21 protein-coding genes and 1 pseudogene are annotated in these 22,903 nt (G+C 67.8%); 9 read left to right on the top strand and 13 right to left on the bottom strand.

Annotated features, from left to right (window positions below):
• Positions 1–11: 11 nt before the first annotated feature.
• Positions 12–1,205 (bottom strand): hypothetical protein, encoded by a 1,194-nt coding sequence (locus ACRXBZ_RS15215; protein ID WP_433879681.1) that lies wholly within the window; start codon positions 1,203–1,205, stop codon positions 12–14.
• A 322-nt stretch (positions 1,206–1,527) separates the two neighbouring features.
• Between ACRXBZ_RS15215 and ACRXBZ_RS15210 the strand changes: the two genes are divergently transcribed.
• Entirely contained in the window at positions 1,528–2,616 is a 1,089-nt protein-coding gene (locus ACRXBZ_RS15210) for an adenosine deaminase (RefSeq protein ID WP_433879680.1), read from the top strand.
• Positions 2,617–3,035: 419 nt separating this feature from the next.
• Here the strand turns inward: ACRXBZ_RS15210 and ACRXBZ_RS15205 are convergent, their stop codons facing one another.
• Positions 3,036–4,262 (bottom strand): SatS C-terminal domain-containing protein, encoded by a 1,227-nt coding sequence (locus tag ACRXBZ_RS15205; RefSeq protein ID WP_433879679.1) that lies wholly within the window; start codon positions 4,260–4,262, stop codon positions 3,036–3,038.
• 260 nt (positions 4,263–4,522) lie between these two features.
• Between ACRXBZ_RS15205 and ACRXBZ_RS15200 the strand changes: the two genes are divergently transcribed.
• Positions 4,523–5,101 (top strand): SMI1/KNR4 family protein, encoded by a 579-nt coding sequence (locus tag ACRXBZ_RS15200; protein ID WP_433879678.1) that lies wholly within the window; start codon positions 4,523–4,525, stop codon positions 5,099–5,101.
• 158 nt (positions 5,102–5,259) lie between these two features.
• Here the strand turns inward: ACRXBZ_RS15200 and ACRXBZ_RS15195 are convergent, their stop codons facing one another.
• From ACRXBZ_RS15195 to ACRXBZ_RS15160, 8 genes are all read right to left on the bottom strand, one after another.
• On the bottom strand, positions 5,260–6,138 hold the full coding sequence (locus tag ACRXBZ_RS15195) for an aldehyde dehydrogenase family protein (protein WP_433879677.1): 879 nt from the start codon (positions 6,136–6,138) through the stop codon (positions 5,260–5,262).
• The gene (locus ACRXBZ_RS15190; protein WP_433879676.1) at positions 6,131–7,570 is read right to left on the bottom strand and encodes an aldehyde dehydrogenase family protein; all 1,440 of its coding nucleotides are present in this window, start codon (positions 7,568–7,570) and stop codon (positions 6,131–6,133) included. The genes ACRXBZ_RS15195 and ACRXBZ_RS15190 overlap by 8 nt, the downstream gene beginning before the upstream one ends.
• Positions 7,570–8,547, bottom strand: coding sequence for a deoxyribose-phosphate aldolase (gene deoC / locus ACRXBZ_RS15185; RefSeq protein WP_433879675.1), 978 nt, complete (start codon positions 8,545–8,547; stop codon positions 7,570–7,572). The genes ACRXBZ_RS15190 and deoC overlap by 1 nt, the downstream gene beginning before the upstream one ends.
• 180 nt (positions 8,548–8,727) lie before the next feature.
• Complete coding sequence (locus ACRXBZ_RS15180; protein WP_433879674.1) at positions 8,728–9,918, bottom strand: hypothetical protein; 1,191 nt, start codon at positions 9,916–9,918, stop codon at positions 8,728–8,730.
• Between the two features lie 30 nt (positions 9,919–9,948).
• Positions 9,949–11,520 (bottom strand): hypothetical protein, encoded by a 1,572-nt coding sequence (locus ACRXBZ_RS15175; RefSeq protein ID WP_433879673.1) that lies wholly within the window; start codon positions 11,518–11,520, stop codon positions 9,949–9,951.
• Complete coding sequence (locus ACRXBZ_RS15170; RefSeq protein WP_433879672.1) at positions 11,517–11,993, bottom strand: hypothetical protein; 477 nt, start codon at positions 11,991–11,993, stop codon at positions 11,517–11,519. The genes ACRXBZ_RS15175 and ACRXBZ_RS15170 overlap by 4 nt, the downstream gene beginning before the upstream one ends.
• On the bottom strand, positions 11,990–13,321 hold the full coding sequence (locus ACRXBZ_RS15165) for a hypothetical protein (protein WP_433879671.1): 1,332 nt from the start codon (positions 13,319–13,321) through the stop codon (positions 11,990–11,992). Before ACRXBZ_RS15165 ends, ACRXBZ_RS15170 begins: the two co-directional genes overlap by 4 nt.
• Positions 13,305–14,147 carry a hypothetical protein gene (locus tag ACRXBZ_RS15160; protein WP_433879670.1) on the bottom strand — a complete coding sequence of 281 codons (843 nt, stop codon included), beginning with the start codon at positions 14,145–14,147 and terminating at the stop codon, positions 13,305–13,307. Before ACRXBZ_RS15160 ends, ACRXBZ_RS15165 begins: the two co-directional genes overlap by 17 nt.
• Positions 14,148–14,441: 294 nt before the next feature.
• Here ACRXBZ_RS15160 and ACRXBZ_RS15155 point away from each other — a divergent pair, with 294 nt between their 5' ends.
• The 4 genes from ACRXBZ_RS15155 (at position 14,442) to ACRXBZ_RS15140 (ending at position 16,972) form a co-directional block, all read left to right on the top strand.
• Positions 14,442–14,897, top strand: a complete 456-nt coding sequence (locus ACRXBZ_RS15155; RefSeq protein WP_433879669.1) for a helix-turn-helix transcriptional regulator — start codon at positions 14,442–14,444, stop codon at positions 14,895–14,897.
• A gap of 518 nt (positions 14,898–15,415) precedes the next feature.
• On the top strand, positions 15,416–15,580 hold the full coding sequence (locus tag ACRXBZ_RS15150) for a hypothetical protein (protein ID WP_433879668.1): 165 nt from the start codon (positions 15,416–15,418) through the stop codon (positions 15,578–15,580).
• 73 nt (positions 15,581–15,653) lie between these two features.
• Positions 15,654–16,694, top strand: coding sequence for an IS630 family transposase (locus tag ACRXBZ_RS15145; RefSeq protein ID WP_433879667.1), 1,041 nt, complete (start codon positions 15,654–15,656; stop codon positions 16,692–16,694).
• Between the two features lie 59 nt (positions 16,695–16,753).
• Positions 16,754–16,972: a transposase domain-containing protein gene (locus tag ACRXBZ_RS15140; protein ID WP_433879666.1), complete on the top strand. Its 219-nt coding sequence runs from the start codon at positions 16,754–16,756 to the stop codon at positions 16,970–16,972.
• 22 nt (positions 16,973–16,994) lie between these two features.
• Here ACRXBZ_RS15140 and ACRXBZ_RS15135 read toward each other — a convergent pair whose 3' ends face one another.
• The gene (locus ACRXBZ_RS15135) at positions 16,995–18,035 is read right to left on the bottom strand and encodes an IS630 family transposase (protein WP_433879665.1); all 1,041 of its coding nucleotides are present in this window, start codon (positions 18,033–18,035) and stop codon (positions 16,995–16,997) included.
• Positions 18,036–18,084: 49 nt separating this feature from the next.
• Between ACRXBZ_RS15135 and ACRXBZ_RS15130 the strand changes: the two are divergent.
• The 3 genes and pseudogenes from ACRXBZ_RS15130 to ACRXBZ_RS15120 form a co-directional block, all read left to right on the top strand.
• Positions 18,085–18,897: pseudogene (locus tag ACRXBZ_RS15130) on the top strand (IS4 family transposase); the annotation flags it as partial.
• Between the two features lie 714 nt (positions 18,898–19,611).
• A complete protein-coding gene (gene ltrA / locus ACRXBZ_RS15125) occupies positions 19,612–21,390 on the top strand; it encodes a group II intron reverse transcriptase/maturase (RefSeq protein WP_433879290.1) in 1,779 nt (592 codons plus the stop codon).
• Positions 21,391–21,502: 112 nt separating this feature from the next.
• Complete coding sequence (locus tag ACRXBZ_RS15120; RefSeq protein ID WP_433879664.1) at positions 21,503–21,694, top strand: hypothetical protein; 192 nt, start codon at positions 21,503–21,505, stop codon at positions 21,692–21,694.
• A gap of 273 nt (positions 21,695–21,967) precedes the next feature.
• Here the strand turns inward: ACRXBZ_RS15120 and ACRXBZ_RS15115 are convergent, their stop codons facing one another.
• Both ACRXBZ_RS15115 and ACRXBZ_RS15110 read right to left on the bottom strand, forming a co-directional pair.
• Positions 21,968–22,534, bottom strand: coding sequence for a helix-turn-helix domain-containing protein (locus ACRXBZ_RS15115; RefSeq protein WP_433879663.1), 567 nt, complete (start codon positions 22,532–22,534; stop codon positions 21,968–21,970).
• A gap of 225 nt (positions 22,535–22,759) precedes the next feature.
• Positions 22,760–22,888 carry a hypothetical protein gene (locus ACRXBZ_RS15110; protein WP_433879662.1) on the bottom strand — a complete coding sequence of 43 codons (129 nt, stop codon included), beginning with the start codon at positions 22,886–22,888 and terminating at the stop codon, positions 22,760–22,762.
• Positions 22,889–22,903: the final 15 nt, after the last annotated feature.

Genomic DNA, 22,903 nt, shown 5'->3' with positions numbered 1-22,903 from the left:
GCGCGGGCTTCTCAGGCGCTTTCGGCGGTGAAGTCGTCTTCGCCGTCTGCGGTGAGGGCCTTGTCGGTGTCGCGCTTCGCGCTCTTGGACCGGCCTCGGCGCTGCTGCCGGGGCAGGGTGGTGGGCGGCGGCGGGGCGGACGGCGCGCTGCCGCCGAGGATCAGCTCCGCGAACGTCGCCATCGCCTCGTCGAGCTGACCGGCGTGCCGCCGCTCGCTCTCCTCGTTGGCCTCGCGGACCAGGGCGCCCAGCGCGTCGCCGTCGGGACGCGAGGACAGCGTGCCGGACAGCTGCGACAGGTTCTTCGACAGCGTGCCGCCGAGCTCGCCGAGGCCGTTCTTGACGCCCTCTTCGACGTTGTCCAGGCGGCTGGTGAAGCCCTGTTCGACGTTGTCGATCCGGGTGTTGACGTTGTCCTCGACCTGGGTGAGGTGACCGGAGACCTGGTCCAGCCGGTTGGTGAGCTGCTCCAGACGCTCGGCCAGCTTGTCCAGCCGGTCGGTCGGGTCCACGGCAGGACGCGCGGCGAGCTGGTCGAGCTTGGCGTCCAGCTGATCGCGGGTGCCGGAGACCGCTTCGGCGAGCGTGTTCTGGGCGTTGGCGGTGGAGTCGGTGACCGCGCGCTGCAGCGCCTCGCGGGTGCCGTCGAGGTGCTCGTGCACGCCTTCGTCGATCTCGGCGAAGCGGCCGCGCAGGCTGGTCTCCAGCGAGTCGATGCGCTCGCGCACCGGGCCGTGCACCGCCGACGGCAGTGCCTCCAGCCGGCCGTCCTGCTTGTCGAGGTGCAGGCCGAGCTCGTCGAGGCGCTTGTGGATGTGGCCGAGCTTGTCCTCCAGGCCGTCCATGCGGCCGGAGACGCCGTCCATCCGGCCCGCCACGCCGTCCAGTCGCCCGTCCAGCTGCGCGAACGGCTTGGCGAGCTTGTCCACCAAGCCGTCGACGGCGCTCTTCAGGTCGACGAGCGCGCCGTCGTGCCCTTCCAGCTTGGCCAGTGCCTCGTCGAGTCGTTCGGCGAGCACGCTGACCTCGGTGCGGTCGGGCAGCTCGGACAGGCGTTTCCGCACGGAGCCCAGGGACTCCAGCGGCGACAGCCGGGCGTGGATTTCGTCCAGGGCGTCGAAAATCTGCTGCTGCTCGCTCTCGCGGATCTCAGCCGCACGCGTGAGCATGTTGCGCATGCGGTCGAACGACATGTTCTCGGTCACGGCTAGGGGCGTCCTTCGTCGAGGGGGGTGAGGACTCCAGGAGCCTAGCTAGTCGGTTCCCGCGTTCCCAGGCACCCCCCGATACATAGCGTGATCATCAAGACGTTCTTGGCTCCGATCGGTCTCGTTTTATTAGGCCAAAAAGTCCAATGGAGGTGCCGCTGAATGATGTAAGAGTCTTGATTGCGTCCATCTGGGTGAGTTTTTAGGGACGGCCGTCCGGTTGAACGTGGCCGGAAAGCCGGACGTATCCGGGGTTACTCCCGGCTGCCGGTTGGTAGCTTTTCGTGAGCTCTTAGTCGGCGCGCTGTAACGTGGCTGCATGTCGACTCCGGTGAACCTGGACACGATCCGGCTGGTGCCGAAGGTGCTGCTGCACGACCACCTCGACGGCGGCCTGCGGCCGCGGACCGTCATCGATCTCGCGCGGGCGGCGGGATACTCCGGCCTGCCCCACGAGGACGCCGATGAGTTGGGAAGATGGTTCGCCGCGGCGGCTGATTCGGGGTCGCTGGAACGCTATCTGGAGACTTTCTCGCACACCGTCGCCGTGATGCAGACGGAGGAGGCGCTGGCCCGGGTCGCCGCCGAGTGCGTCGAGGATCTGGCCGCGGACGGGGTGGTGTACGCGGAGATCCGCTACGCCCCGGAACTGTTCCAGGAACAGGGACTGACGCTCGACCGGATCGTGGAGGCGGTTCAGGGCGGATTCCGGGATGGCGAACGCCGCGCCGCCGCCGCGGGAAAACGTATCCGAATCGGTACCTTGTTGTGCGCGATGCGGCAGAATGCGCGGTCGGCGGAAATCGCGAACCTCGCGGTCCGGTATCGCGACTCCGAGGTGGTCGGCTTCGACATCGCGGGTCCGGAAGCGGGATTTCCGCCCACCCGGAACCTGGACGCCTTCGAATATCTCCGACAGCAGAACGCGCATTTCACCATTCACGCTGGTGAGGCGTTCGGTCTGCCGTCGATCTGGGAGGCGATCCAGCACTGCGGCGCGGAGCGCCTCGGGCACGGCGTGCGCATCGTCGACGACATCAAGGTCGACGAGGACGGCTCGGTGCACCTTGGTCGGCTGGCGTCCTACATCCGGGACCGGCGGATCCCGCTGGAGATGTGCCCGTCGTCGAACCTGCAGACCGGGGCCACCAAGTCGATCGCCGAGCATCCGATCGGTCTGCTGGCGAAGCTGCGCTTCCGGGTCACGGTGAACACGGACAACCGGCTGATGAGCCACTGCTCGATGTCCAGCGAGTTCGCCGCCCTGCACGAGGCGTTCGGCTACGGGTGGGCGGACATGCAGTGGTTCGCGGTGAACGCGATGAAGTCGGCGTTCATCGGCTTCGATGAGCGGCTGGAGATCATCGATGATCTGATCAAGCCGGGCTACGCAGCGTTGCTGGAATGACGTGCGACCGCCGCCGAGCCGGGTGCGCACGCGGCGGAGGCCGTGGATCGCGTGCAGCGGAGGCCGTGGATACTGCCAAGTCTGAATGCGATTCACGATCCGCGCGAGCGCGGCGGCGATTCGCCCGGCTGCCGCACCGCTGGCGGCGCGTCCTGTGGCGCATGGAGGGCCGCGCGCCTGACGACGGCGGACGCCAGCAGAAAGCTCGGCATCAGCCGCAACAGCGCCGCCGCGCTCGCCTACCGAGCGCGGAAAGGCTTGCGGGAGTCCTATTCCCAGGTGTGCGCGGGCGAACCCACCCGCCGCCGACTAGCGGCACCGGGAGTACTGCTCGCCGAGGCGGTTTGAGACCCGCCGGACCGGGAGCGGGCGGCGATTTCGCGCGAAATCGCCGCCCAGCACAATGAATCCGGTGCGGCTCAGTGCGTGCGGAACCGCTCTTCCAAGGCCTCCACCAGCTTGCGCCACGTCGCGACCTCGGCGTCGAACGGGGCGCTCGGCGGCAGCCGGTTCGGGCTCGGACGCAGCACGAAGGAGACCAGCCAGCCGAGCCGCTCCGAAGGCTGCAACGCCTGCTCGATGCTGTCGTCGCCAGCCCACGTCGCCGCGTCCATCAGTAGTTCCTCGGCAAGGTCCAGCTGGGTCGGGTCCACTTCCGACGGTCCGGCGCCGAGGTCGGCGTCCAGACCGGTCAGCACGTAGGTGTTCTCGGGGTCGACGTCGATCTGCAGCTCGCCCGCGGTGGCCCGCTCCTGGACCTGCGACCAGGTCGCGACCCGGGCCAGGTCGGTGTCCTCGACGGCGGCGTCGTCGGCCAGGAACCGGGCCAGCGCGCGTGGCGAGGGAAACACGTCGATCTTGCCGCCCGTGCCGAGGAAGATCGGGTCGTCGTCGAGGTAGCAGCGCAGCGAGTAGTGCTCGCCGGTGCCAGTGATGATCCGGATCGGGTCGATGCCGACCTCGCCCCAGAAGCCGACCTCGACCTCTTCGATGTCGTCGACCTCGGGCGCTTCGGCGGCGCCGGCCTCTTCCTCGGCGTCGGCCTCCAACGCCTCCGCGAGCTCGGTTTCCGCCGTGGCGACCGCGTCGGCCGGCACGTCCGGAGTGGTGACTACGGCGTCGATGGCATCCAGCAGCTCGTCCCAGCGCTCGACGACGACCTGGCACAGGTCGGTCCAGCGACGCTGCCCGTCCTTGCCGGAGAACGCGAAGGTGCCCTGGTCGAGCATGGCGAAACCGTCGGCCGCGTCGAGCACGTCGTGCACCGCGTCCAGCTCGCAGACGTCGGCCAGCGAGCGGGCGATCTCAACGATGTCGGCCAGCTCGCTGATGGTCCAGGTGTCCATCGGCTCGGCGACCAGCTCGGGCACGCCGACCAGGTCGTATTGGTGGTCCTCGTCCGGGCTCAGTTCGACCGCGGACAGGGCAGGCACCACGTGCCAGGCCGGGTGGTCGTCGAGGTCGTGCTCCTCGGCGGTACGCACGAACGCCGCCAGGCGCGCGGCATCGGGGAACGCGTAGAGGTCGTCCTCGTGTCCGAGGAATGCCTCCCATTCCTCGCCGTCCTCGCGCCAACGCGGTGCCCACAGTGTGACGACGTCGCCCTGCGGGAGCCCGAGCTCGATGGGGACGATGTCCTGCGCCATCTCTCTACCTCCGGTCACCGAACCAGACCTCGCGGAAGCCTACGGGCTCCGCGTTCACAGCGTGTTCCCCGGTCCGGCTGTCACCGTATCGAGCCCCTCGAAAGCAACGTTCGACGGAACAGTTCGTAACGATCATCACTCGGATGCGCAGCTGTGGCCCAAGCAGAGTTGGGCCCTTCGGCGTAGTGACGGCCCGCACCCGGCTGTCGGGTCCCGGTTGGCGGTACCGGTCTGGTGAGTTCCCGACGATCATGGTCGGAATGGATGTCACGGAGCTGTGGACGAAGATCGTGCTCTGGCTGGCGGAGCACGCCCCGGTCACCGCAGCCGCCCTGCGTCCCCCCGAAACGCCCGACCTCGCCGAGCTGGCGGCAGAGTTCGCCGTCGAGCTGCCCGCCGAACTGCGCGAGCTGTGGACGTGCTGCGGTGGCACCGGCACCGATGTGCTGGCCGACGTCCTGCCACCCTTCTACACGCCCTACAGCGCGGCGCAGGCGCTCCAGTCCTGGCGCGATCACCGCGAGAACTGGACGGCGCAGTGGGAGCGGCCGGCCTGCGACTACTACGCGGGCTCGCCGGGCTCCAGCTTCCACCCGTCGTGGATCCCGATCGCCGGTGATGGTTTCGCGGACGAGCTCGTGGTGGACCTGCGGCCGGGACCGCTGGCGGGCTGCGTGCTGGAGTGGGAGCAGGAGGCGGCCCAGGTGCTGAGGCCGGAGTGGAAGGACGTCACGTCGATGCTCGCCGACGTCCACCGGGCCCTGACCGAGGGAGTCCCGGCGGGCCACAGCTACCCGACGGTGACCGAGGACGGCCGACTCGACTGGCAGATCAGCTGATTCGACTCGCCCGGCCACGGACGAACGATCACCCAACCCGCGGACCCGATCGCGAGTGCGCGTGGCCTACTGTCAAGGACACGGCGGTCGAGGTCCGCAATTTCCATTGAAATCGAAGGTCGGTCCAATTTCCATTGAAATTGCGGACCTCACGATTGTCAGGTGCCGACCGGGTGCCAGACGGTCTTGACCTCGGTGAAGGCGCGCAGGCGCTGGAGGTCCGGCTCCCGGGTCCAGTCCGGTTCGCCGCGCACCGGCAGCACGCGCTTGACCGTGTCCGCTGCCGTCTTGGCGAGCTCGGCGCGCAGCTCTTCTGGCGCGCCAGTCGGGTCCAGGGCGTTGACGTCGGCGTGGGCGGCTAGCCAGGGGGCGAGTTCGGCGGCCTGACCGGTCAGGACGTTGACCACGCCCCCTGGCACGTCGGAGGTCGCCAGCACCTCCGCGAAGGTCACGGCGGGCAGCGGCCGGTCCGCGCTGGCGACCACGACGCAGGTGTTTCCGGCCGCGATCACCGGGGCCACCACGCTGATCAGGCCGAGCAGCGAGGAATCCGGGGGCGCGAGCACTCCCACCACGCCGGTCGGTTCCGGGATGCTGAACGAGAAGTACGGCCCCGCAACGGGATTCGCGGCGCCGAGCACCATCGAGATCTTGTCGGTCCAGCCCGCGTACCAGACCATCCGGTCCACGGCATCATCCACAGTGGACCGCGACTGCTTGCGGGACAGGCTCTCCGCGGCGGAGATCTCGGCGGCGAACTGCTCGCGTCGGCCTTCCATCACCTCGGCGATCCGGAACAGCACCTGGCCGCGGTTGTAGGCCGTAGCGCCGGACCAGCCGCCGAACGCCTTGCGCGCGGCGGCGACCGCGTCGCGGACGTCCTTGCGGGACGCGTGCGCGGCGTTGGCCAGGAACGCGCCCTGCCGGTCGTGCACCGGGTACACCCGGCCCGACTCGGAGCGCGGGAACGAACCACCGATGTAGAGCTTGTAGGTCTTGGCCACGGCTAGCCGCTCCGGGGTGCGGTTGTCAGACATCGAGGTACGCCTCCAAACCGGCGCGTCCGCCTTCGCGGCCGAAGCCGGATTCCTGGTAGCCGCCGAACGGGGCGGTCGGATCGAACCGGTTGAAGGTGTTCGCCCACACCACACCGGCCCGCAGCCGCTGCGCCGCCCACAGGATCCGGGACCCCTTCTCGGTCCAGATCCCGGCCGACAGGCCGTACGGGGTGTTGTTGGCCTTGGCGATGGCCTCCGCCGGGGTGCGGAAGGTCAGCACCGAGAGCACCGGCCCGAAGATCTCCTCGCGGGCGATCCGCATCGACTGCTGGACGTCGGAGAACACGGTGGGGGAGAAGAAGAACCCCTTCTCCGGCAGCGGGCACGGGCTGGTCCAGCGCTGGGCTCCCTCGGCGTCGCCACTAGCGGCCAGCTCGGTGATCTTGGCCAGCTGCTCGGCGGAGTTGATCGCGCCGACGTCGGTGTTCTTGTCCAGCGGGTCGCCGACCCGCAACGTCTGGACCCGGATCCGCAGCTTCTCGAGCAGCTCGTCGGCGATCGACTCCTGCACCAGCAGCCGCGAGCCTGCGCAGCAGACGTGGCCCTGGTTGAAGAAGATCCCGTTCACGATGCCCTCGACGGCCTGGTCGAGCGGGGCGTCGTCGAAGACGATGTTCGCGGCCTTGCCGCCGAGCTCCAGCGTCAGCAACTTGGCGGAACCCGCGACGCTGCGCTGGATCTGCTTGCCGACCTCGGTGGAGCCGGTGAACGCGACCTTGTGGACGCCGGGGTGCGCGACCAGCGCGGCGCCGATGTCACCGGCGCCGGGCACGATGTTCACCACGCCCGGCGGCAGCCCGGCCTGCTGGCAGATCTCCGCGAACACCAGCGCGGTCAGCGGCGTCGTCTCGGCGGGCTTTAGCACCACGGTGTTGCCGCAGGCCAGCGCCGGGGCGATCTTCCAGGCCAGCATGAGCAGCGGGAAGTTCCACGGGATGACCTGCCCGGCGACGCCGAGCGGCCGCGGGTCGGGCCCGTAGCCGGCGTAGCCAAGCTTGTCGGCCCAGCCGGCGTGGTGGAAGAAGTGCGCCGCGGCGGTCGGGATGTCGGCGTCCCGCGACTCCTTGATCGGCTTGCCGTTGTCCAGCGACTCCAGCACCGCGAGCTCGCGGCCGCGTTCCTGGATCAGCCGGGCGATGCGGAACAGGTACTTCGCGCGTTCCTTGCCCGGCATCGTCGACCAGGTGTCGTCGAAGGCCCGCCGCGCCGCCCGGACCGCTTCGTCCACATCGGACACCGAAGCGCTGGAGACCTCGGCCAGCGGTTCCTCGGTGGCCGGGTTGATGCTCTTCAGCGGCTCGCCGCCGCCGTCGACGAACTTGCCGTCGACGAACATCCGGTAGCTGGGCTTGAGGTTCGCGATGTCCCGTGACTCCGGCGCCGGTGCGTACTCCCACGGGCTATCGATCATCAGTCCACCGCCACGTAGTCGGGGCCGCTGTAGTGGCCGTCGAGCTGGGTGTGCCGCTGCATCAGCAAGTCGCCGAGCAGGCTGGACGCGCCGAATCGGAACAGTTTCGGGGTCAGCCACTCCGGGCCGGCGATCTCGTGCACGGCCACCAGGTAGCGGATCGCGTCCTTGGTGTTGCGGATCCCGCCCGCGGGCTTGACGCCGCGCAGCTGCCCAGTGGAATCCCGCCAGTCGCGGACCGCCTGGAGCATCAGGTGCGTCACCGGGAGGGTCGCAGCCGGGGAGACCTTGCCGGTGGAAGTCTTAATGAAGTCCCCGCCCGCGAGCAGCGCGAGCCAGGATGCGCGGCGCACGTTGTCGTAGGTGGCGAGCTCGCCGGTCTCCAGGATGACCTTCAGGTGCGCGTCGCCGCAGGCGGCCTTGACGGCCTGGATCTCCTCGAAGACCTGCCCGTACCGGCCGGCCAGGAACGCGCCGCGGTCGATCACCATGTCGATCTCGTCGGCGCCCGCGGCCACGGCGTACTCCACGTCGGCGAGCTTCACCGCCAGCGCCGAGCGGCCGGACGGGAACGCCGTCGCGACCGAGGCGACCTGGATGCCGGTGCCGTCGAGGGCCCGGACCGCGGTGGCGGCCATGTCGGCGTAGACGCAGACGGCCGCGACCTGCGGGGTGTCCGGCCGCTCCGGGTCGGGGTGGCGGGCTTTGGCACACAGCGCGCGGACCTTGCCCTCGGTGTCGGCGCCTTCCAGCGTCGTTAGGTCGATCACCGAGATCGCGGTGTCGATCGCCCAGCGCTTCGCGCCCTTCTTGATGCTCCGTGTCGCGAGGCCGGCGGCCCGCTGCTCCAACCCGACCTGGTCGACGCCGGGTAGGCCGTGCAGGAACCGGCGCAACGACCGGTCGTCCCGGATGGCACCGGCGAGCTCGGACATGGCGAGCTCGGTGAGCTCGGACAGGGGTGGCGACTGTGCCATGCCCGGAGTCTAAGCGCCAACCCCGCACCGCCGCTGCGACTGGAGTGATCACGCCACGCGGCGTGGATTTCATCTGGTCGGGCGCTCCACCCGGGTATTCGCGCAGGACGATGCCCGTGAGCGCTTCTGGGGGCTATGGCACCCAAAAGCGCTCACGGGTCTTGAACTGGGGTCCGGCGGTCACCTGGGGTGGCCGTTGAGGCGAGCTCGGCGGGCCAGGGCCGGTTGGTTGCTGCGGCCCGGTTCCGGGCGGTCGCCCCGGGACGGCGTCGCGACGCCTGCCGGCTGCTGGCGGTCCCACGGGAGCAGCTGCTTGGAGCCCGTGCGGTCCGCCAGGCGCAGGGACTGAGCCGAGGTGATCCACTCCTCCGCGGGTTCCGCGATCTCCAGCAGCAGCGCCTCGAACTCCGAGCGCGTCGTTTCCAGGATGTGCGGCGCCGCCAACCAGCGCAGGACGTTGCGGCCGGTCACCGCCATTCGCTGCCGCGGCGAGGTGACCAGCTTATCGTCGAAGTAGCGGATCAGGACCTCGTCCACCACATCCCACGCGTTCGCGGCGCCGAACAGGTCCTTGACGTCCTCGGCGTCGAGGATCTGGAAGCACTCCTCCAGCAGCTGCATGACCTCCACCCGCAGCACGTTCAGGTGGCCGTAGGAGGTGAACTTCAGGTTGTTGCGCAGGTCCAGGCCGCTGCGCCGCACCACGGCCATGCTGCCGAAGGCCATGTCGTGCGCCCGTTCCCGGATGACGTCGGAGATCCGCTTGTCCCGCCAGAACAGCGCGACCTGGTTGTTGAACTGGACGAACAACCGGTGGAAGTCGGTGTTCGGCCGCGAGTTCGCCGAGCCCTGCCCGCGCCCGTAGCCGAGCACCCGCCGGTAGGCGCTGATCCGGTCGCGCTTGGTGTAGCGCAGCACGTCGCGCCGGTCGAACCGGTACAGCCCGAACGCGCCCGGCCCGTCGGAGAGCCGGATCGTGCCGCGCTGGAACAGCTCCTGCATCTTCTGCACGACGCGAAAGAACCCGATCCTCTCGTGCTGGTACAGGTAGTAGAGGTCGCCGACGGCGAGGATGCGTTCGGACGCGATCGTTTCGTCGTAGGTCTCGATGCCGTGCGGCATGCGCGTCGCGCCGAGGTCCCCGGCCGACTCGTCGCCGAGGCCCACCAGCTGCGCGAAGCCGCCGTCGGCCGGGCGGGGCTCGTTCTGGGCCTCGGTTTCGACGGCGAAGAGCATGTCGTCGATCTGTTTGAGGATCGCCTCGCCGACCTGGGGATTGCTGCCCAGCTCGTTCGACAGGTTGCCGGCGACCTGTCTGCGCAGCGCGGCGACCCGGTCGAACAGTTCCCGGTACTGCTTTTCGGTGGCCATCATTCCTCCGTGCGGGGCGCGGGCGGACCGCTATTCCGGCCGCGGGGCGGGCTTGGGCTCGGGACGCTTGCGCTGGCTGCGCGGCTTGGCCGCGGGATCGGTCGTCGAGATCGGGGCAGCCGTAGTGGTGGTTGCCGGCGCGGGTGCCACGGCCGGTGCGCTCGGCCCCACCGGCGGGGGATCGGTGGGCGCGGTTCCGGGCGGCGGCTGATCCGGTGGTTTCGGCCCAGAATCCGGCGGTGGTGCAGGCGGTCCAGGTGGTCCAGGCGGTGCAGGTGGTGTAGACGGTGCAGGCGGTGCAGGCGGTGCAGGCGGTGCAGGCGGTGCAGGCGGTGCAGGCGGTGCAGGCGGTGCAGGCGGTGCAGGCGGTGCAGATGGTGCAGGCGGTCCAGGTGGGTCGGCGGGCTTCGCGCCGTGCCGGATCGGCCGGGCTACCCGCACGATCTCCTGCAGGTGGTCGTGCAGTTCGTCGACCGCGCGCTGGACCCGGAAGCTGAAGAACCCCGGCGGCAACGTCGCCCGGTAGTTGCCCGGCACGTCCTGCTTGTCGTCGTCGGAGCGCCTGGGCAGGTTGCCGACGAGCCGCTCCAACCGCTCGGCGACCTGCAGGAACGCGCTGTCCACGCCGTCCTTTCCCGCGACTTCGATCAGCTTGCGGCCTTCGAAGCAGGTGAAGTCGTGCGTCCAGCGCAGCAATCCGCCGAGCGACATCGAGCCGCCGTCCGGATCGGGGATGCGCAGCACCTCGCGGTCGCCGCGGTGGATGCTCACCGAGCTCAACGCCGCGACGAGCTCTTCGGTCTGCACTGCGGCGGCCGAAAGCAGCTGGGACAGCGCCACGACAGCGGGGCCGAAGAACGGCGCCTGCCCGGTTTCGGGCTGCGCGAACGGGTCGATCCGGCCGCGGGCGTCCAGCCAGCCGCGGTACAGCGACAGCACCCAGTCGACGAGCGTGATGAATGAGGTCTGGACCCGCTCCTCTTCGATGGTGTTGACCAGGCCGCCGATCAGCCCGAACTCGTTGCGCAGCTCCCCGAGGTGCCCGCGCACCAGGTCTGGGTCCACCGCGGATCCCGGGTTCCCGAGCAGCAGCACGAAGAGCTGATCCACGCGCGGGACCCGCAGCAGCGGGCTCTCCAGCTCCTTGCGGATCTCCTCCAGCTCGTGGCGCACCAGGCTGCGGAATCCCTCGCCATTCTCCGGATCCGAGCCCGCTCGCAGCGGCTTCAGCGAGTCGAGCAGCGCGGTCGCGTCCTTGATGGCGCTGCGTGCCCGCGCGGCCAGCGACGCCTGCCCGCCGGTGACCGCACCCAGGTCGGCCTGGATCGCGTAGCCGCGTGGCGTCCACTTGGCTTCGGTGTGTCCCTCGACGCGCTTGAGCTCGAAGCTCCCGGTCAGCGCGGCGGTGAAGCCCTTGGTGTCGCCGTCGCGCCACTTCCAGCCCAGCACGTCGCAGATCGCCTTGTTCGCGATGTCGCCGGGGCGCTCGCAGCACGGCGGGTCGTGCCGGGTGATCAGCGGATACGCGCTGTCGATGTCCTGGGCCGGCGGCAGCGCGGCGCCCCGGTCGTCGTTGACACGGCCGTCGTTGGTGATGCTCATCGCCTGCCCTCGCAGTTCCCCTTGATGCCGAACCGCACCGCGAGTTCGGCTGTCTCGCGCCAACACCGCAGCATGGTGTCCTCCGTGCTGCGCAACGAATCCACACGACCGTCCACACCGGACCGGATGCTGCGCGCCCAACTGAGCCATTCCGGCCCGCGCCACTGCACCGCTCGCGCGAGGTCCGTTGCCGCGTGGTGGCAGCGGAATTCGTCGTCCAGCCGCCGTTGCATGCGCAGCAGCGCCAGCGCCGTGGTGTGGAGGACATCGGCGTCGACCCGGTCTCGAACCGCGCGCAGCGCCGGTTGCAGGTCGGCGGTGCCGTCGGTGACGACCTCGGCGAGCCGGTCCGACACCGCCGGGCTCTCGCCGGTCGGGCGGTCCTCGACCACGGTGACCTCCAGCGCCCGCCACGCGGCCGCGAACCGCCGGAGTTCCCTCGCCAAGACGGGGAATTCGCCGCGCAAGGTCATCGCGCTCGCCTCCCCAGCTCTTCCATGAAGAACCGCACCAACCGCTTCGGCGGTGCCATCCGCTGTTCGAGCGCGTGCCGGACGGCGCCGATCAGGAACCTCTCCGGCACCACACCGGGTGACACGCCGTCGGCTAATCGCACGGCGGCCTCCTCGATCATCCGCTGTTCCTTCGGCTCGAACCGCAGAACCCGCGACAGGCTGCGGTTTCCCAGCGACGGGAAGGAGGTGAAGCACATCGCGTCCACCACCGCCGGGATCGCCCGGTCCGCGGTCGCCAGCAGCGCCCGCGGCGCGCCGGGCAGCTCGGCCCGCGGGTACATCGCGCGCCAGGCCCCCGCGTGCTGCCCGGCGCGCTCCGCGAAGCCCATCCGGGCGAGCAGCTCGATCGATAGCTTCCCGCGCAGGTAGGGCACGGGATGCACCGCCGCGCGCCGAAACTTCATCGTCTGCCGCCGGTCCCGCGCGATCACGTCGAACAGCGAGCCCACGACCAGCGGCCCGCCGAGCAGCAGGCCGGACAGGTCCGCGAACGTCTCCCGGTTCCAGCGCACCCAGACCGACACAACCGCGGGCGGCAGCCCGAGCTCGGTCAACCTGGCCGCGACCTGCATCGGGATCGCCCTCGCCAGCCCGAGGTCGTTCTGCAGGTTGTGGCTGACTTCGTGCAGCACCGCGCCGAGCGTCCACGGGTTGACCAGCCGGTGGTAGGGCAGCTGGATCAGCGGGAAGGGGTTCAGCCGGTTGCTCAGTCGTTGCAGCGGGATGCCGCGCCGAGACGTCGCCGGGCCGTGGCTGGGTTCCAGGTAGCAGAATGGCGGCGGCGTCGGGATCGAACGCCAGCGCCCGATCCCTAGGTAGGCGTACTGATAGCAGTCCAGGGCGATGCGGTCGGCCGCCACCAGCCACGGGGCGAACGTGCTCTGCCGCTGGTTGAACAGCTCCAGGTAGAAGTCCCAAAGCCGCTCGGTGTCACGCACCCAGCGCTGCGACCGGGACTTCGCGTCCAGCAGGGCCCGCAACCGGCGCGGATCCGGATGCGCCGCGGCGGCTTCCGCCGCGCGGCGGACCGCGCGGGTTGCTTCGTGGAGCGGTTCTCGCAGGGTGGACATGGTTTCGTTGACGGCCACCAGGTGCGCCCGGCTGGGCCCGGTGGCCGGGTCGCCGAACTCCGCCCAGCTGAACGGCCGCAGCGCGCCCAGGTGCCGTTCGACGTTGGTGGCCTGGATGCGCACCCAGTCGGCTAGCAGTCGTTCTGTTCCGCGATCGAGTCGCCGGGTCGGCCGGGCGCGCGCCGGCGCCGACCGCAGCTCAGCGACGGCGGCCACGGCCCTTCCCCCGACTACGGGCCTTGCCGGCGCTGCGGGCGCGGGCCGTCCTCGAGCGGGCGGCCTGCGCCCGGCGGACCTGGGTCGCCCGGTTCGTCCGGCGGACCGGACTGGCGGCGGGCCTGCGTCCCCGGCGGTTGGCCGAGCGACGACGTCGGCCCCGGCCGCCTCCGATGGCGTCGGCGGTGTGCCCGGCCAGCGAGCGGGCTATGTGCCGGCCGGTGACCTTCTGCCCGTTCGCGTAGCGGTGGCCGATGTCCCGCACCGTGCGCCCGGCGATCTTGGGCACTTGGCGCACCATCTTGCGGGTGGTGGGGCTGCGCCACAACTTCTTGCCGATCGAGGTGACGCCCTTGATGATCTTTGGAGCGAACTTCTTGGCCAGTGGCAAGACCTTCGGCGCCAGGCTCATCGCCAGCGGTGCGAGCGCCCCCAGGAAACCTTCGACCTCGGCTTCGGTTTCGGCGCGCTCGGCCTCGAAGGCGAGCTTGGCCATCGTCTCGGCGTCGGAGTAGACGCGGCGGACCGGGTCGGCGAAGTACTCGTCCTCGTCCTCGAACTCGGCTTCGAGTTCGCGGACCAGCTGCTCGAACTCGGCCTCCAGTTCGTCCTCGTCCTCGTCTTCGTCCTCGAACTCCAGCTCCAGCTCGTCCTCCAGTTCGCGGACCAGGCCCTCCAGCTCGTCTTCGAACTCGTCCTCGAACTCCAGCTCGTCCTCGAACTCCTGGGCGAAGTCCTCCAGTTCGTCCTCATCCTCGAACTCGTCCTCCAGTTCGCGGGCCAGCTCGTCCTCCAGCTCGCCGTCGACGGCTCGGTAGCGACTCATGGCGGATCCTCCTGTCCTGCACCGCGTCCGGCGGCGTTTTCGGGAGCCGGCCGTCGGTGAGCGCGTGCGAACAGTCCAAGGCAAGCGAGCATTCGGGTGCTAGTCGCACGTTCAAGTGCCCACCGTCCGGGTTAGTTGACCTGGATGTCACTCGAATCGACGATGCGCGGACGGTCGATGTTGGCTTTGCTGGTATGCGCCGCGGCGAAACCGTGACCGGCCTGCGAAGGGGGAACGGGCCGTTGTGAGGCGGCGCGATCCGCCGTCCGCGGCCGGGACTGGGGAGGCCGGTACATGCCGAATGATTCGACTGCCGCGTCAATTCCGCGAATCCACCGAGGATCGCCCGAACCGGAACCGCCGTGGCGGGGGCCGGAGCGGCGCGACGACCTCGGTTCGGACGAACTGGTGCAGCACCTGGTGCGCGCATTGGTGCGGCGGGTCGGCGAGCTCGACGGATCGCCCAGGGTGGGGCGAAAACCGTTGCTGGACATGACGGAGCTCGGCATGCGCTGCCTGTTGCTGCCGGTTGTGCCGAAGGTCGACGAGGTCCTCAGCCCGCGGGAGCGGGAGATCGCGCGGATGGTCGGCCTCGGCTACACCAACCGTTCGATAGCGGCGGTGCTGGACATCAGCCTCTACACGGTTTCCGCCCACATGCGGCGAATTTTCATCAAGCTAGGCGTTTGTTCACGCGCGGCGATGGTGGCCGCGCTTGCTGGCAATCCGGACCTCTACAGCTCGGACTAGGAATCCGAAACCGCGCTGGAATCCCGCATTTGCTCCGAATGCGCCCGTTCGAGTGATCAGTCGGTGGCCCGGCGGTTCGCCCGGTCCACGCGGGCTGAAACGCGAACGGTGGGGGCCAGGCTGGGCAGTTTCAGGTAAAACTGCCCAGCCAGATGATCGTTACCATGCGAGTGTGATCAGGCTTCGATTGCCTCGGGCGTTGGTCTGGGATCACAACGCTCACTACCACCCGTGGTTGTTGCGTCAGCACGAAATCCACGTCGCGGCAGCGCAAATCCTCCCCGGGGCCCAGGTACGCCGCCGCCTCTTCTGGCGCTATGCCCTGCTGTGGCGCAAACCCTTCACCCGCATCCCCACCACGTGAACGCCCGGCGGCGTTCACCCGGAGTCGTGTCAATTTCGCGAGAAATTGACGTTCACCCGGGGGATGGGCAATTTCTCGCGAAATTGCGGCTGGCCCCAGGATTCCCGCGGTTTCCATTGAAACTGCGGCAGGTCTCGAGGATCCCACAGTTTCAATGGAAACCGCGGAAGAACTTCCGCCGGAGGAGGAGATGCGGTGGCCAGAGGAACCGGTGGCGGAGTACGTGGGCCGCCACCGGCTCCTGTGGGGCATCGACGAACACCCCCGTGCCCTGTCGACATCGAGCTGGGGCCGGGTTTCCCCTGGTCAGGACCCGTGATTACTTTCTGGCGCTATAGCGCAATGCCGCTTATTGATCGGGAACTCAAAGGTCTGATCTTCGTTGATCTGGCATGATCGCTGGTGTGCGGGATGCGCGGAGGTTATCGCCTGAGACGCAGGAGGATCTGCGGCGCAGGGTGGTAGCGGCTGTCCATGGTGGGATGACCCAGGCCGAGGCGGCGCAGGTGTTCGCGGTGTCGGCGCAGTCGGTGTCCAGATGGGTGCAGGCGTGGCGAAAACGCGGCTCGAAGGGTCTTGCCGCGCGTCGCCGGGGCCGCAAGGCCGGGGAGCAGAAAGTGTTGAGTGCCCGCCGGCAGCGCAAGCTGCGGTATGCGGTGGCCGAGCACACTCCGGCCACGTTCGGGCTGACCGGCCTGGTGTGGACCCGCAAGGCCGTGGCCGAGCTGATCCGGGTACGGCACGGCATCGTGTTGAGCCTGACCACGGTCGGCAAATACCTGCGTTCCTGGAGGCTGTCACCGCAGAAACCGATCCGCAAAGCCTACGAGCAGAATCCCGAAGCGGTGCGGGTGTGGCTGGAAGAGGACTACCCGGCCATCGCCGCCCGCGCCCGCCGCGAAGGCGCGACGGTGCTATGGCTGGACCAGACCGGGATCCGCTCGGACGCCGCTGTGGGCCGCACCTGGGCCCCGACAGGCACAACGCCGGTGGTGGGCAAGACAGGCAAGCGGTTCAGCGTGAATGCCATGTGCGCGATCGGCAACAAGGGCGAGCTGTACTTCACCGTCTACATCGGGTCGTTCAACGCCGGGGTCTTCCTCCCCTTCCTCAAACGCCTGGCCGGCCATCACGGCCGTAAGGTCCACCTGATCGTCGACGGACACCCCGTCCACCGCCGCAAGACCGTCCAGAAGTGGCTCACCGAACACCGCTCGGACATCGAGATGCATTTCCTTCCCGGCTACAGCCCCGAGCTCAACCCCGATGAGATCCTCAATGCCGACCTCAAACGCGCCGTGTCCACCGGCACAGCACCGAAAACCCGCGACGAGCTGGAAACAGTGGTCCGCTCCTTCCTCCACCGACTCCAGAAGCTGCCCGACCGAGTTCGCTCCTACTTCGGCAAACCCGAAGTCCGCTACGCCGCCTGACATCACATATTTGCCCTGCGCATCAATAGCTTGAGTTGATCTTGCCCTTGGTGACGGGGATGATCTCGGGTGTGGTGGATGATGGCGTGGTGGCTGGTGCCCGGTTGACGGATCTGGTTTCGCTGGGGGTGCTGGCCTCGTCGGTTCCTCGGGATGTGGTCGATGAAGTGATCGTCGCGGCGGGGCGGCAGGCCAAGCGCTCGGATGGGAAGCTTCCGCCGCACGTCATGGTGTATTTCGTGATGGCGATGGCGTTGTTCGCCACGGAGGATTATTGATCCGGGTGGCAAATGTGTGATGTCAGGCGGCGTAGCGAACTTCGGGTTTGCCGAAGTAGGAGCGAACTCGGTCGGGCAGCTTCTGGAGGCGGTGAAGGAAGGAACGTACCGCTTGTTTCAACTCGTCGCGGGTTTTCGGGGCTGTGCTGGTGGAAACGGTGCGTTTGAGGTCGGCATTGAGTATCTCGTCGGGGTTGAGTTCGGGGCTGTATCCCGGCAGGAAGTGCATCTCGATCGCCTCAGCGTGCTTGGTGATCCATTGCTGGATGGTCTTGCGGCGGTGGACGGGGTGTCCGTCAACGATCAGGTGGACCTTGCGGTCCAGATGGCGGGTCAGCCGGTCCAGGAACCGCAGGAACACCTTGCCGTTGAACGAGCCGGTGTAGACGGTGAAGTACAGCTCGCCTTTGTTCCCGATCGCGCACATCGCGTTCACGCTGAACCGTTTGCCCGTTTTGCCCACCACCGGTGTCTGGCCCGCCGGTGCCCAGGTGCGGGCCACGGTGGCATCGGAACGGATCCCGGTCTGATCCAGCCACAGGATCAGTGCGCCCTCACGGCGGGCGCGGGCGGCGATGGCCAGGTAGTCCTCCTCCAGCCATCGGCGCACCGACTCGGGGTCCTGTTCATAGGCCTTGCGGATCGGTTTCTGCGGCGACAATCCCCAGGAACGCAGGTAGTTGCCGACGGTGCGCAGGTTCAACACGATGCCGTGACGCACCCGGATCAGCTCGGCCACCGTCTTGCGGGTCCACACCAGGCCGGTCAGCCCGAACGTGGCCGGGGTGTGCTCGGCCACCGCATACCGCAGCTTGCGCTGCCGGCGGGCACTCAACGCTTTCTGCTCGCCGGGCTTGCGACCCCGGCGACGCCCGGTGAGACCCTTCGAGCCACGTTTCCGCCACGCCTGCACCCATCTGGACACCGACTGCGGGGCCACCGCGAACACCCGGGCCGCCTCGACCTGACTCATCCCACCATGAACAGCAGCGACCACCCTGCGCCGCAAATCCTCCTGCGCCTCAGGCGACAACCTCCGCGCGTCCCGCACACCAGCGATCATGCCAGAACAACGAAGATCACACCTATAAGTTCCCGATCAATATGAGGAAGTCGCGGCCCGGCTGACCGATACGCTGGCGGCGTGGGGCTGCTGGGATCAGCAGTGGAGTCTGCCTACTTCGGGTGGGATCACCCAGGCTCGTCAGCGGTTGGGGGCCGAGCCGCTTGCGGAGTTGTTCGCCCGGGTCGCGGTCCCGGTGGCCGGGGAGCTGACCCGGGGTGCGTTTCTCGGGCCGTGGCGGTTGATGGCCATCGACGGGTTCGAGTGGGATGCACCGGACACCAAGGCCAACGGCGCGGAGTTCGGATACGGCGGCTCGGGGGAGAGCCGGTCGGCGTTTCCGAAGGTCCGTGTGGTGTCGGTCAGCGAGTGCGGCTCGCATGCGATGGTGGACGCTGAAATCGGTGGGGTCACTGGCAAGGGCAGCGGGGAACAGACCCTGGCGAGACGGTTGTACGGGCGCCTGCAGCCTGGCTGGTTGCTGATCGCCGACCGCAACTTCTACACCTGGCAGGACTGGTGCACCGCGGCTGACACGGGTGCGGAACTATTGTGGCGCGTCAAGTCCAACACGAGGCTGCCGGTGCTGGGATCGCTGTATGACGGCTCCTACCGCTCGGTGCTGATCGAGGCGAAAATCCGGGGCAGGGCACGGCAAGCGCTCATCGACGCCGCCGCCCGCGGCGAGGATCTCCCTCCTGATCAGGCCAGGATTGTGCGGGTCGTGGAATACACGGTGCCCGACCGCGACGGCAACGGCAAGGGCGAACTGATCCGGCTGATCACCACTATCACCGACCCCACCGCAGCGCCGGCGGCGGCGTTGGCCGAGAGCTACCACGACCGCTGGGGTGCGACGTGAGGTCGCACGATGTGAGTGGTCACGTTGTTTGGAGGTTCCCCTAGTGAAGACGTGATCCGGTCCAGTGTCCGCGGGATCGTCTCCGCCTTGGCATGCGTCGTGGGTAACCGCGGGGTGTGAAGCCCAGGGTAAAAGCCGAAGCTGCTGCTGTTCCACCCAGCGGCAGCGGGCGAGGAGAAGGCCGGACGGGTGAATGTAGGTGAATCTCCGCATGCTTCGTAATAGTGGCTTCCGCCGGTGGAATGTGTCAGGCGGATGACAGGGCTGGCCGTTGAGAAACGGCAGGTGCCGATCGGAGACCCAGCGCTGATCGGGAGGACACCACCGCCCCGGAGTATAGGAGGCACCCACCCCGGCCGCATCTCACACGTGCGGAACATGGAAACCCCGGCAGAGTCCTGATCGCCTGGGGGCGGGCAGGTAGGCCAACCGCGAGGAAGGCGGAATCCTCTGCCGGGAACAAGATGCCCAAGAAGCAAAAGCCGGTCATGCCGATAACGGCGTCATCGTCATCGGGAGAAACCCTGGTGGCGGTGGACGAAAGTCAACAGGAAACCAGCGGCAACACGACGGCACCTCCCGGCCGCCGCCACTGGATAACTGGCCGGATACCGGGCCTGGTGCCCGGGCCTTGAAAGAGGCGCTGACGTGGGCAGGTGAGCCTTTGAAGACAAGCAGCCGAAACCCTGGAACCGAAGGACAAGTTAGACACCGATGGTGAACGGACCCAAGGACGTGACCCTCGACTGGGCCGCCATTGACTGGCGCCTGCACGAGGAAAACGTACGGCGGCTACGGCAGCGGATCTTCAAGGCGGCGCGGGAGGGTTCCCTGGCCACGGTCAGGAACCTGCAGAAACTCATGCTGCGGAGCTGGAGCAACACGCTGGTCAGCGTGCGGCAAGCGACGCAGTTGAACGCGGGACGCAAAACCGCCGGGGTCGATGCGGAGGTCGCCTTGACTCCTCAGGCCAGGATGGAGCTGGCGGTGCGGGTGCATCGCGAAGCCGCAACCTGGCGTCCCCGGCCGGTGAAGAGGGTTTATATACCCAAGGCGGGAAACCGTGCAAAGCTGAGGCCGCTCGGAATTCCGGTCATCGCGGACCGCTGCCATCAAGGCAGGGTCCGTAATGCACTCGAAGCTGAGTGGGAAGCCCAGTTCGAACCCAAGTCTTACGGGTTTCGACCGGGGCGAAGCTGCCATGACGCGATCGGGGCGATCTTCCAGACCTGCTGTTCCGCCAAGACCAAGCGGGTCTGGGCTCTGGACGCGGACCTGGCAGCGGCATTCGACAAGATCGACCACAACCGGCTACTGGAAGCACTCGGGTCTTTCCCGGCCAGGGACCTGATCCGGGAATGGCTGAAAGCCGGTGTGATCGAGGAAGGAAAAGGGTTCACGCCAACCGATGAGGGCACACCCCAGGGTGGCGTGATCAGCCCACTCCTACTGAATGTCGCTCTGCATGGGCTGGAAACAGCAGCCGGAGTCCAATACTACCCCGCCGGCACCAGCGAGGCGAGGAAAATCAAACCGGGCTCACCGATGGTAATTCGGTACGCCGACGACCTGGTCGCACTCTGCCACAGCCAGCGGCAGGCACAGGAAATCAAGGCCAGAATCGCTGAATGGTTGGCACCCAGGGGTCTCAGCTTCAATGAGGAAAAGACCAAGATCGTAAACATCGATGATGATGGGTACGACTTTCTGGGCTTCAACATCAGGCGGTATCACGGCAAGCTGCTGATCAAACCATCGAAAGCGGCTGTCCAGCGAATCCGGGAACGGCTCCGCACCGAGTTCCGCGCCCTGCGCGGGGCGAACGCGGCTGCGGTCATCGCCAGGATCAACCCCATCACCCGGGGTTGGACGGCCTACTACCGGGGCGTGGTCTCGTCCAGCACATTTTCCAGTCTGGACAACTATCTGTGGGTGCTCTGCTACAAGTGGGCAACCTTCAGCCACGCCAACAAGCCGAAGAAATGGATCGTGGCCCGCTACTTCGGCAAATACAACAAGTTCAGAAACGATCGCTGGGTGTTCGGTGACGCCGCCAGCGGCACCTACCTGGCGAAACCCTCCTGGACCGGCATCGTCCGGCACACCATGGTCAAGGGCGCGGCATCCCCAGATGACCCTGCCCTGGCCGAGTACTGGGCCAACCGGCGACGGCGCGTCAAACCCCCGCTGGACAGCTACACGCTGCGCCTGCTCACCAAGCAGGACGGCCGCTGCCCGATCTGCCGGGGACCGATCCTGACCGCCGACCAACCGCAGTCCCCCCACGAATGGGAACGGTGGTGGCAGCACGTCGTCCGACGGGCGATCAACGCCAACTACCTCACCCATCACGGACGGCCCAGCTCACCAGACGGTGACCACACCCGCCTCGTCCACGCGGCCTGCCAGCGCGAACTCCTCGCTCGCCAGCGCAGCCGCACAGCCTGCACTCCCACACCGCCCTCGCGGCTTGCTTGCGCTGACTCGCGGTGAAAGCCGCACGGGCAGTGCTGAGGGGAGGCCAGCGGGGCAACCCGCTGGCCTTACCCGATAACACGAAACCGCCAACGGACAGATCAAAACCGTCCTGCGCGGACCGGGAAGAGTGCTGCGGTCGAAAAGCCCCGACATGGTCCGCCAGGAGCTCTACGGCTACCTGCTCACCCACTACGCGATCAGCGCGCTGATCTGCCGGGCGGCCACCGAAGCCGACATCGACCCCGACCGGGTCAAATTCACCCGCACCGTCCGCATCGTCCGCCGCCGGATCGCCGATCCGGCGGCTTTTTCCCCCTGAACACCAGAAACGATCTCTGGCCGCTATCACCTCCGACATCACCGCCGCCCGCAACCTCAATCCCCGCCGCCGCCATCGCAGCTACCCCCGCGTGATCAAACGCGGCCGCCACAACGCCTACCGAGTCAAAAAACCCACCGACACCGGAACCCGCCACGACAGCCCGCCCAGCATCCAACTCACCCCCACAGCATCATGATCAAAATAGGCTAAGCGGCATTGGCGCTATAGCGACATGTCATGTTTCAGGAGTTCATGAACAGATGTGTTTCATCACGTCGTGGACAGGTTGTGGTTGGTGAGGCGTTGGTAGCGTACCGATCTGTCCAGGGTGAGCTGGCGGGCGACGGTGCCGTTGATCACGATGGTGACGCGGTCGCCCTGCCAGTAGATCGTGGTGGTGTGCCCGGCCCAGGCTTGGCCGAGCACGATGGAGCAGCCAGAGAAGGCCAAGACGCCGGTGGTGGAGACGGGGCGGTGGGTGATGCCGGATCTGGCGGCAGGGCCGCCGGTAGGCGCGGCTTTGGTGGTGGCGTCGTAGCGTTGTTGTGGTGTCTGGCCGTCGATGCCCTGGTGACGCCGGTTGTTGTACTCCTGGCGGTAGAGGTCCAGAAGGTGCTGCAGCGCCTCGAGAGTTTCGGGTGCGGGTTGTTTGGCCAGCCACTTTCGCAGGGTTGCGGTGCTGCGGCGGGTGAACCCCTCGGCACCCTCGGCGCGGAACCGGGCCACATACTTGTGGAACACACCCCGCGACACACCATGTTCGCGGCAGAACCGCGAAATGTTGATCTTCTCGCCCTGTGCGGCCCGCGCGACCGCGGCGACGAACTCGGGATCCACCGAAAACCCTGTTCTGCCCATCCCAGCACGATCACCAGGCAACACCCGATGATCACGCCGACAGGCCGGTCAGTGTTCACGATGTCCTGAAACATCAACTGTTCACGATGTCCTGAATAAAGGCATGGCGCTATAGCGACAAGAAGTACTCACGTGCATCTAGCGGCGGAACAGTCCGGTGATCTCGTAGGTGTCGCCGTCGGAGAACTCGCCGGACCGGCCGTACTACGAGGAGAAGTACATTCGGTCACCGGCCGGGTTGAACGCCGGACCGGTCAGCCCGGATGAGTCGTAACCGTTCACCCGCGGCATCGGGGCCACTATGTCGTCCGGCGTGATGATGCAGATCTCCATGTTGTCGCCCTCCTC

This window comes from Saccharopolyspora hattusasensis, assembly GCF_050972075.1.
In the GTDB taxonomy this organism is placed as follows: Bacteria; Actinomycetota; Actinomycetes; order Mycobacteriales; family Pseudonocardiaceae; genus Saccharopolyspora; species Saccharopolyspora hattusasensis.
The sequence above is the reverse complement of the archived record's forward strand: the minus strand, read 5'-3'. Positions and strand labels throughout refer to the sequence as shown.

Excerpts from the sequence above, each read along its gene's own strand:
- deoC (WP_433879675.1), bottom strand. The coding sequence starts at position 8,547 with ATGGCACAGTCGCCACCCCTGTCCGAGCTCACCGAGCTCGCCATGTCC.
- ACRXBZ_RS15180 (WP_433879674.1), bottom strand. The coding sequence starts at position 9,918 with ATGGCCACCGAAAAGCAGTACCGGGAACTGTTCGACCGGGTCGCCGCG.
- ACRXBZ_RS15145 (WP_433879667.1), top strand. The coding sequence starts at position 15,654 with ATGATCGCTGGTGTGCGGGATGCGCGGAGGTTATCGCCTGAGACGCAG.
- ltrA (WP_433879290.1), top strand. The coding sequence starts at position 19,612 with ATGGTGAACGGACCCAAGGACGTGACCCTCGACTGGGCCGCCATTGAC.
- ACRXBZ_RS15195 (WP_433879677.1), bottom strand. The coding sequence starts at position 6,138 with ATGTCTGACAACCGCACCCCGGAGCGGCTAGCCGTGGCCAAGACCTAC.
- ACRXBZ_RS15205 (WP_433879679.1), bottom strand. The coding sequence starts at position 4,262 with ATGGCGCAGGACATCGTCCCCATCGAGCTCGGGCTCCCGCAGGGCGAC.
- ACRXBZ_RS15140 (WP_433879666.1), top strand. The coding sequence starts at position 16,754 with ATGATCTCGGGTGTGGTGGATGATGGCGTGGTGGCTGGTGCCCGGTTG.
- ACRXBZ_RS15155 (WP_433879669.1), top strand. The coding sequence starts at position 14,442 with ATGCCGAATGATTCGACTGCCGCGTCAATTCCGCGAATCCACCGAGGA.
- ACRXBZ_RS15175 (WP_433879673.1), bottom strand. The coding sequence starts at position 11,520 with ATGAGCATCACCAACGACGGCCGTGTCAACGACGACCGGGGCGCCGCG.
- ACRXBZ_RS15210 (WP_433879680.1), top strand. The coding sequence starts at position 1,528 with ATGTCGACTCCGGTGAACCTGGACACGATCCGGCTGGTGCCGAAGGTG.
- ACRXBZ_RS15150 (WP_433879668.1), top strand. The coding sequence starts at position 15,416 with ATGGAAACCGCGGAAGAACTTCCGCCGGAGGAGGAGATGCGGTGGCCA.
- ACRXBZ_RS15170 (WP_433879672.1), bottom strand. The coding sequence starts at position 11,993 with ATGACCTTGCGCGGCGAATTCCCCGTCTTGGCGAGGGAACTCCGGCGG.
- ACRXBZ_RS15200 (WP_433879678.1), top strand. The coding sequence starts at position 4,523 with ATGGATGTCACGGAGCTGTGGACGAAGATCGTGCTCTGGCTGGCGGAG.
- ACRXBZ_RS15110 (WP_433879662.1), bottom strand. The coding sequence starts at position 22,888 with ATGGAGATCTGCATCATCACGCCGGACGACATAGTGGCCCCGATGCCG.
- ACRXBZ_RS15135 (WP_433879665.1), bottom strand. The coding sequence starts at position 18,035 with ATGATCGCTGGTGTGCGGGACGCGCGGAGGTTGTCGCCTGAGGCGCAG.
- ACRXBZ_RS15190 (WP_433879676.1), bottom strand. The coding sequence starts at position 7,570 with ATGATCGATAGCCCGTGGGAGTACGCACCGGCGCCGGAGTCACGGGAC.
- ACRXBZ_RS15160 (WP_433879670.1), bottom strand. The coding sequence starts at position 14,147 with ATGAGTCGCTACCGAGCCGTCGACGGCGAGCTGGAGGACGAGCTGGCC.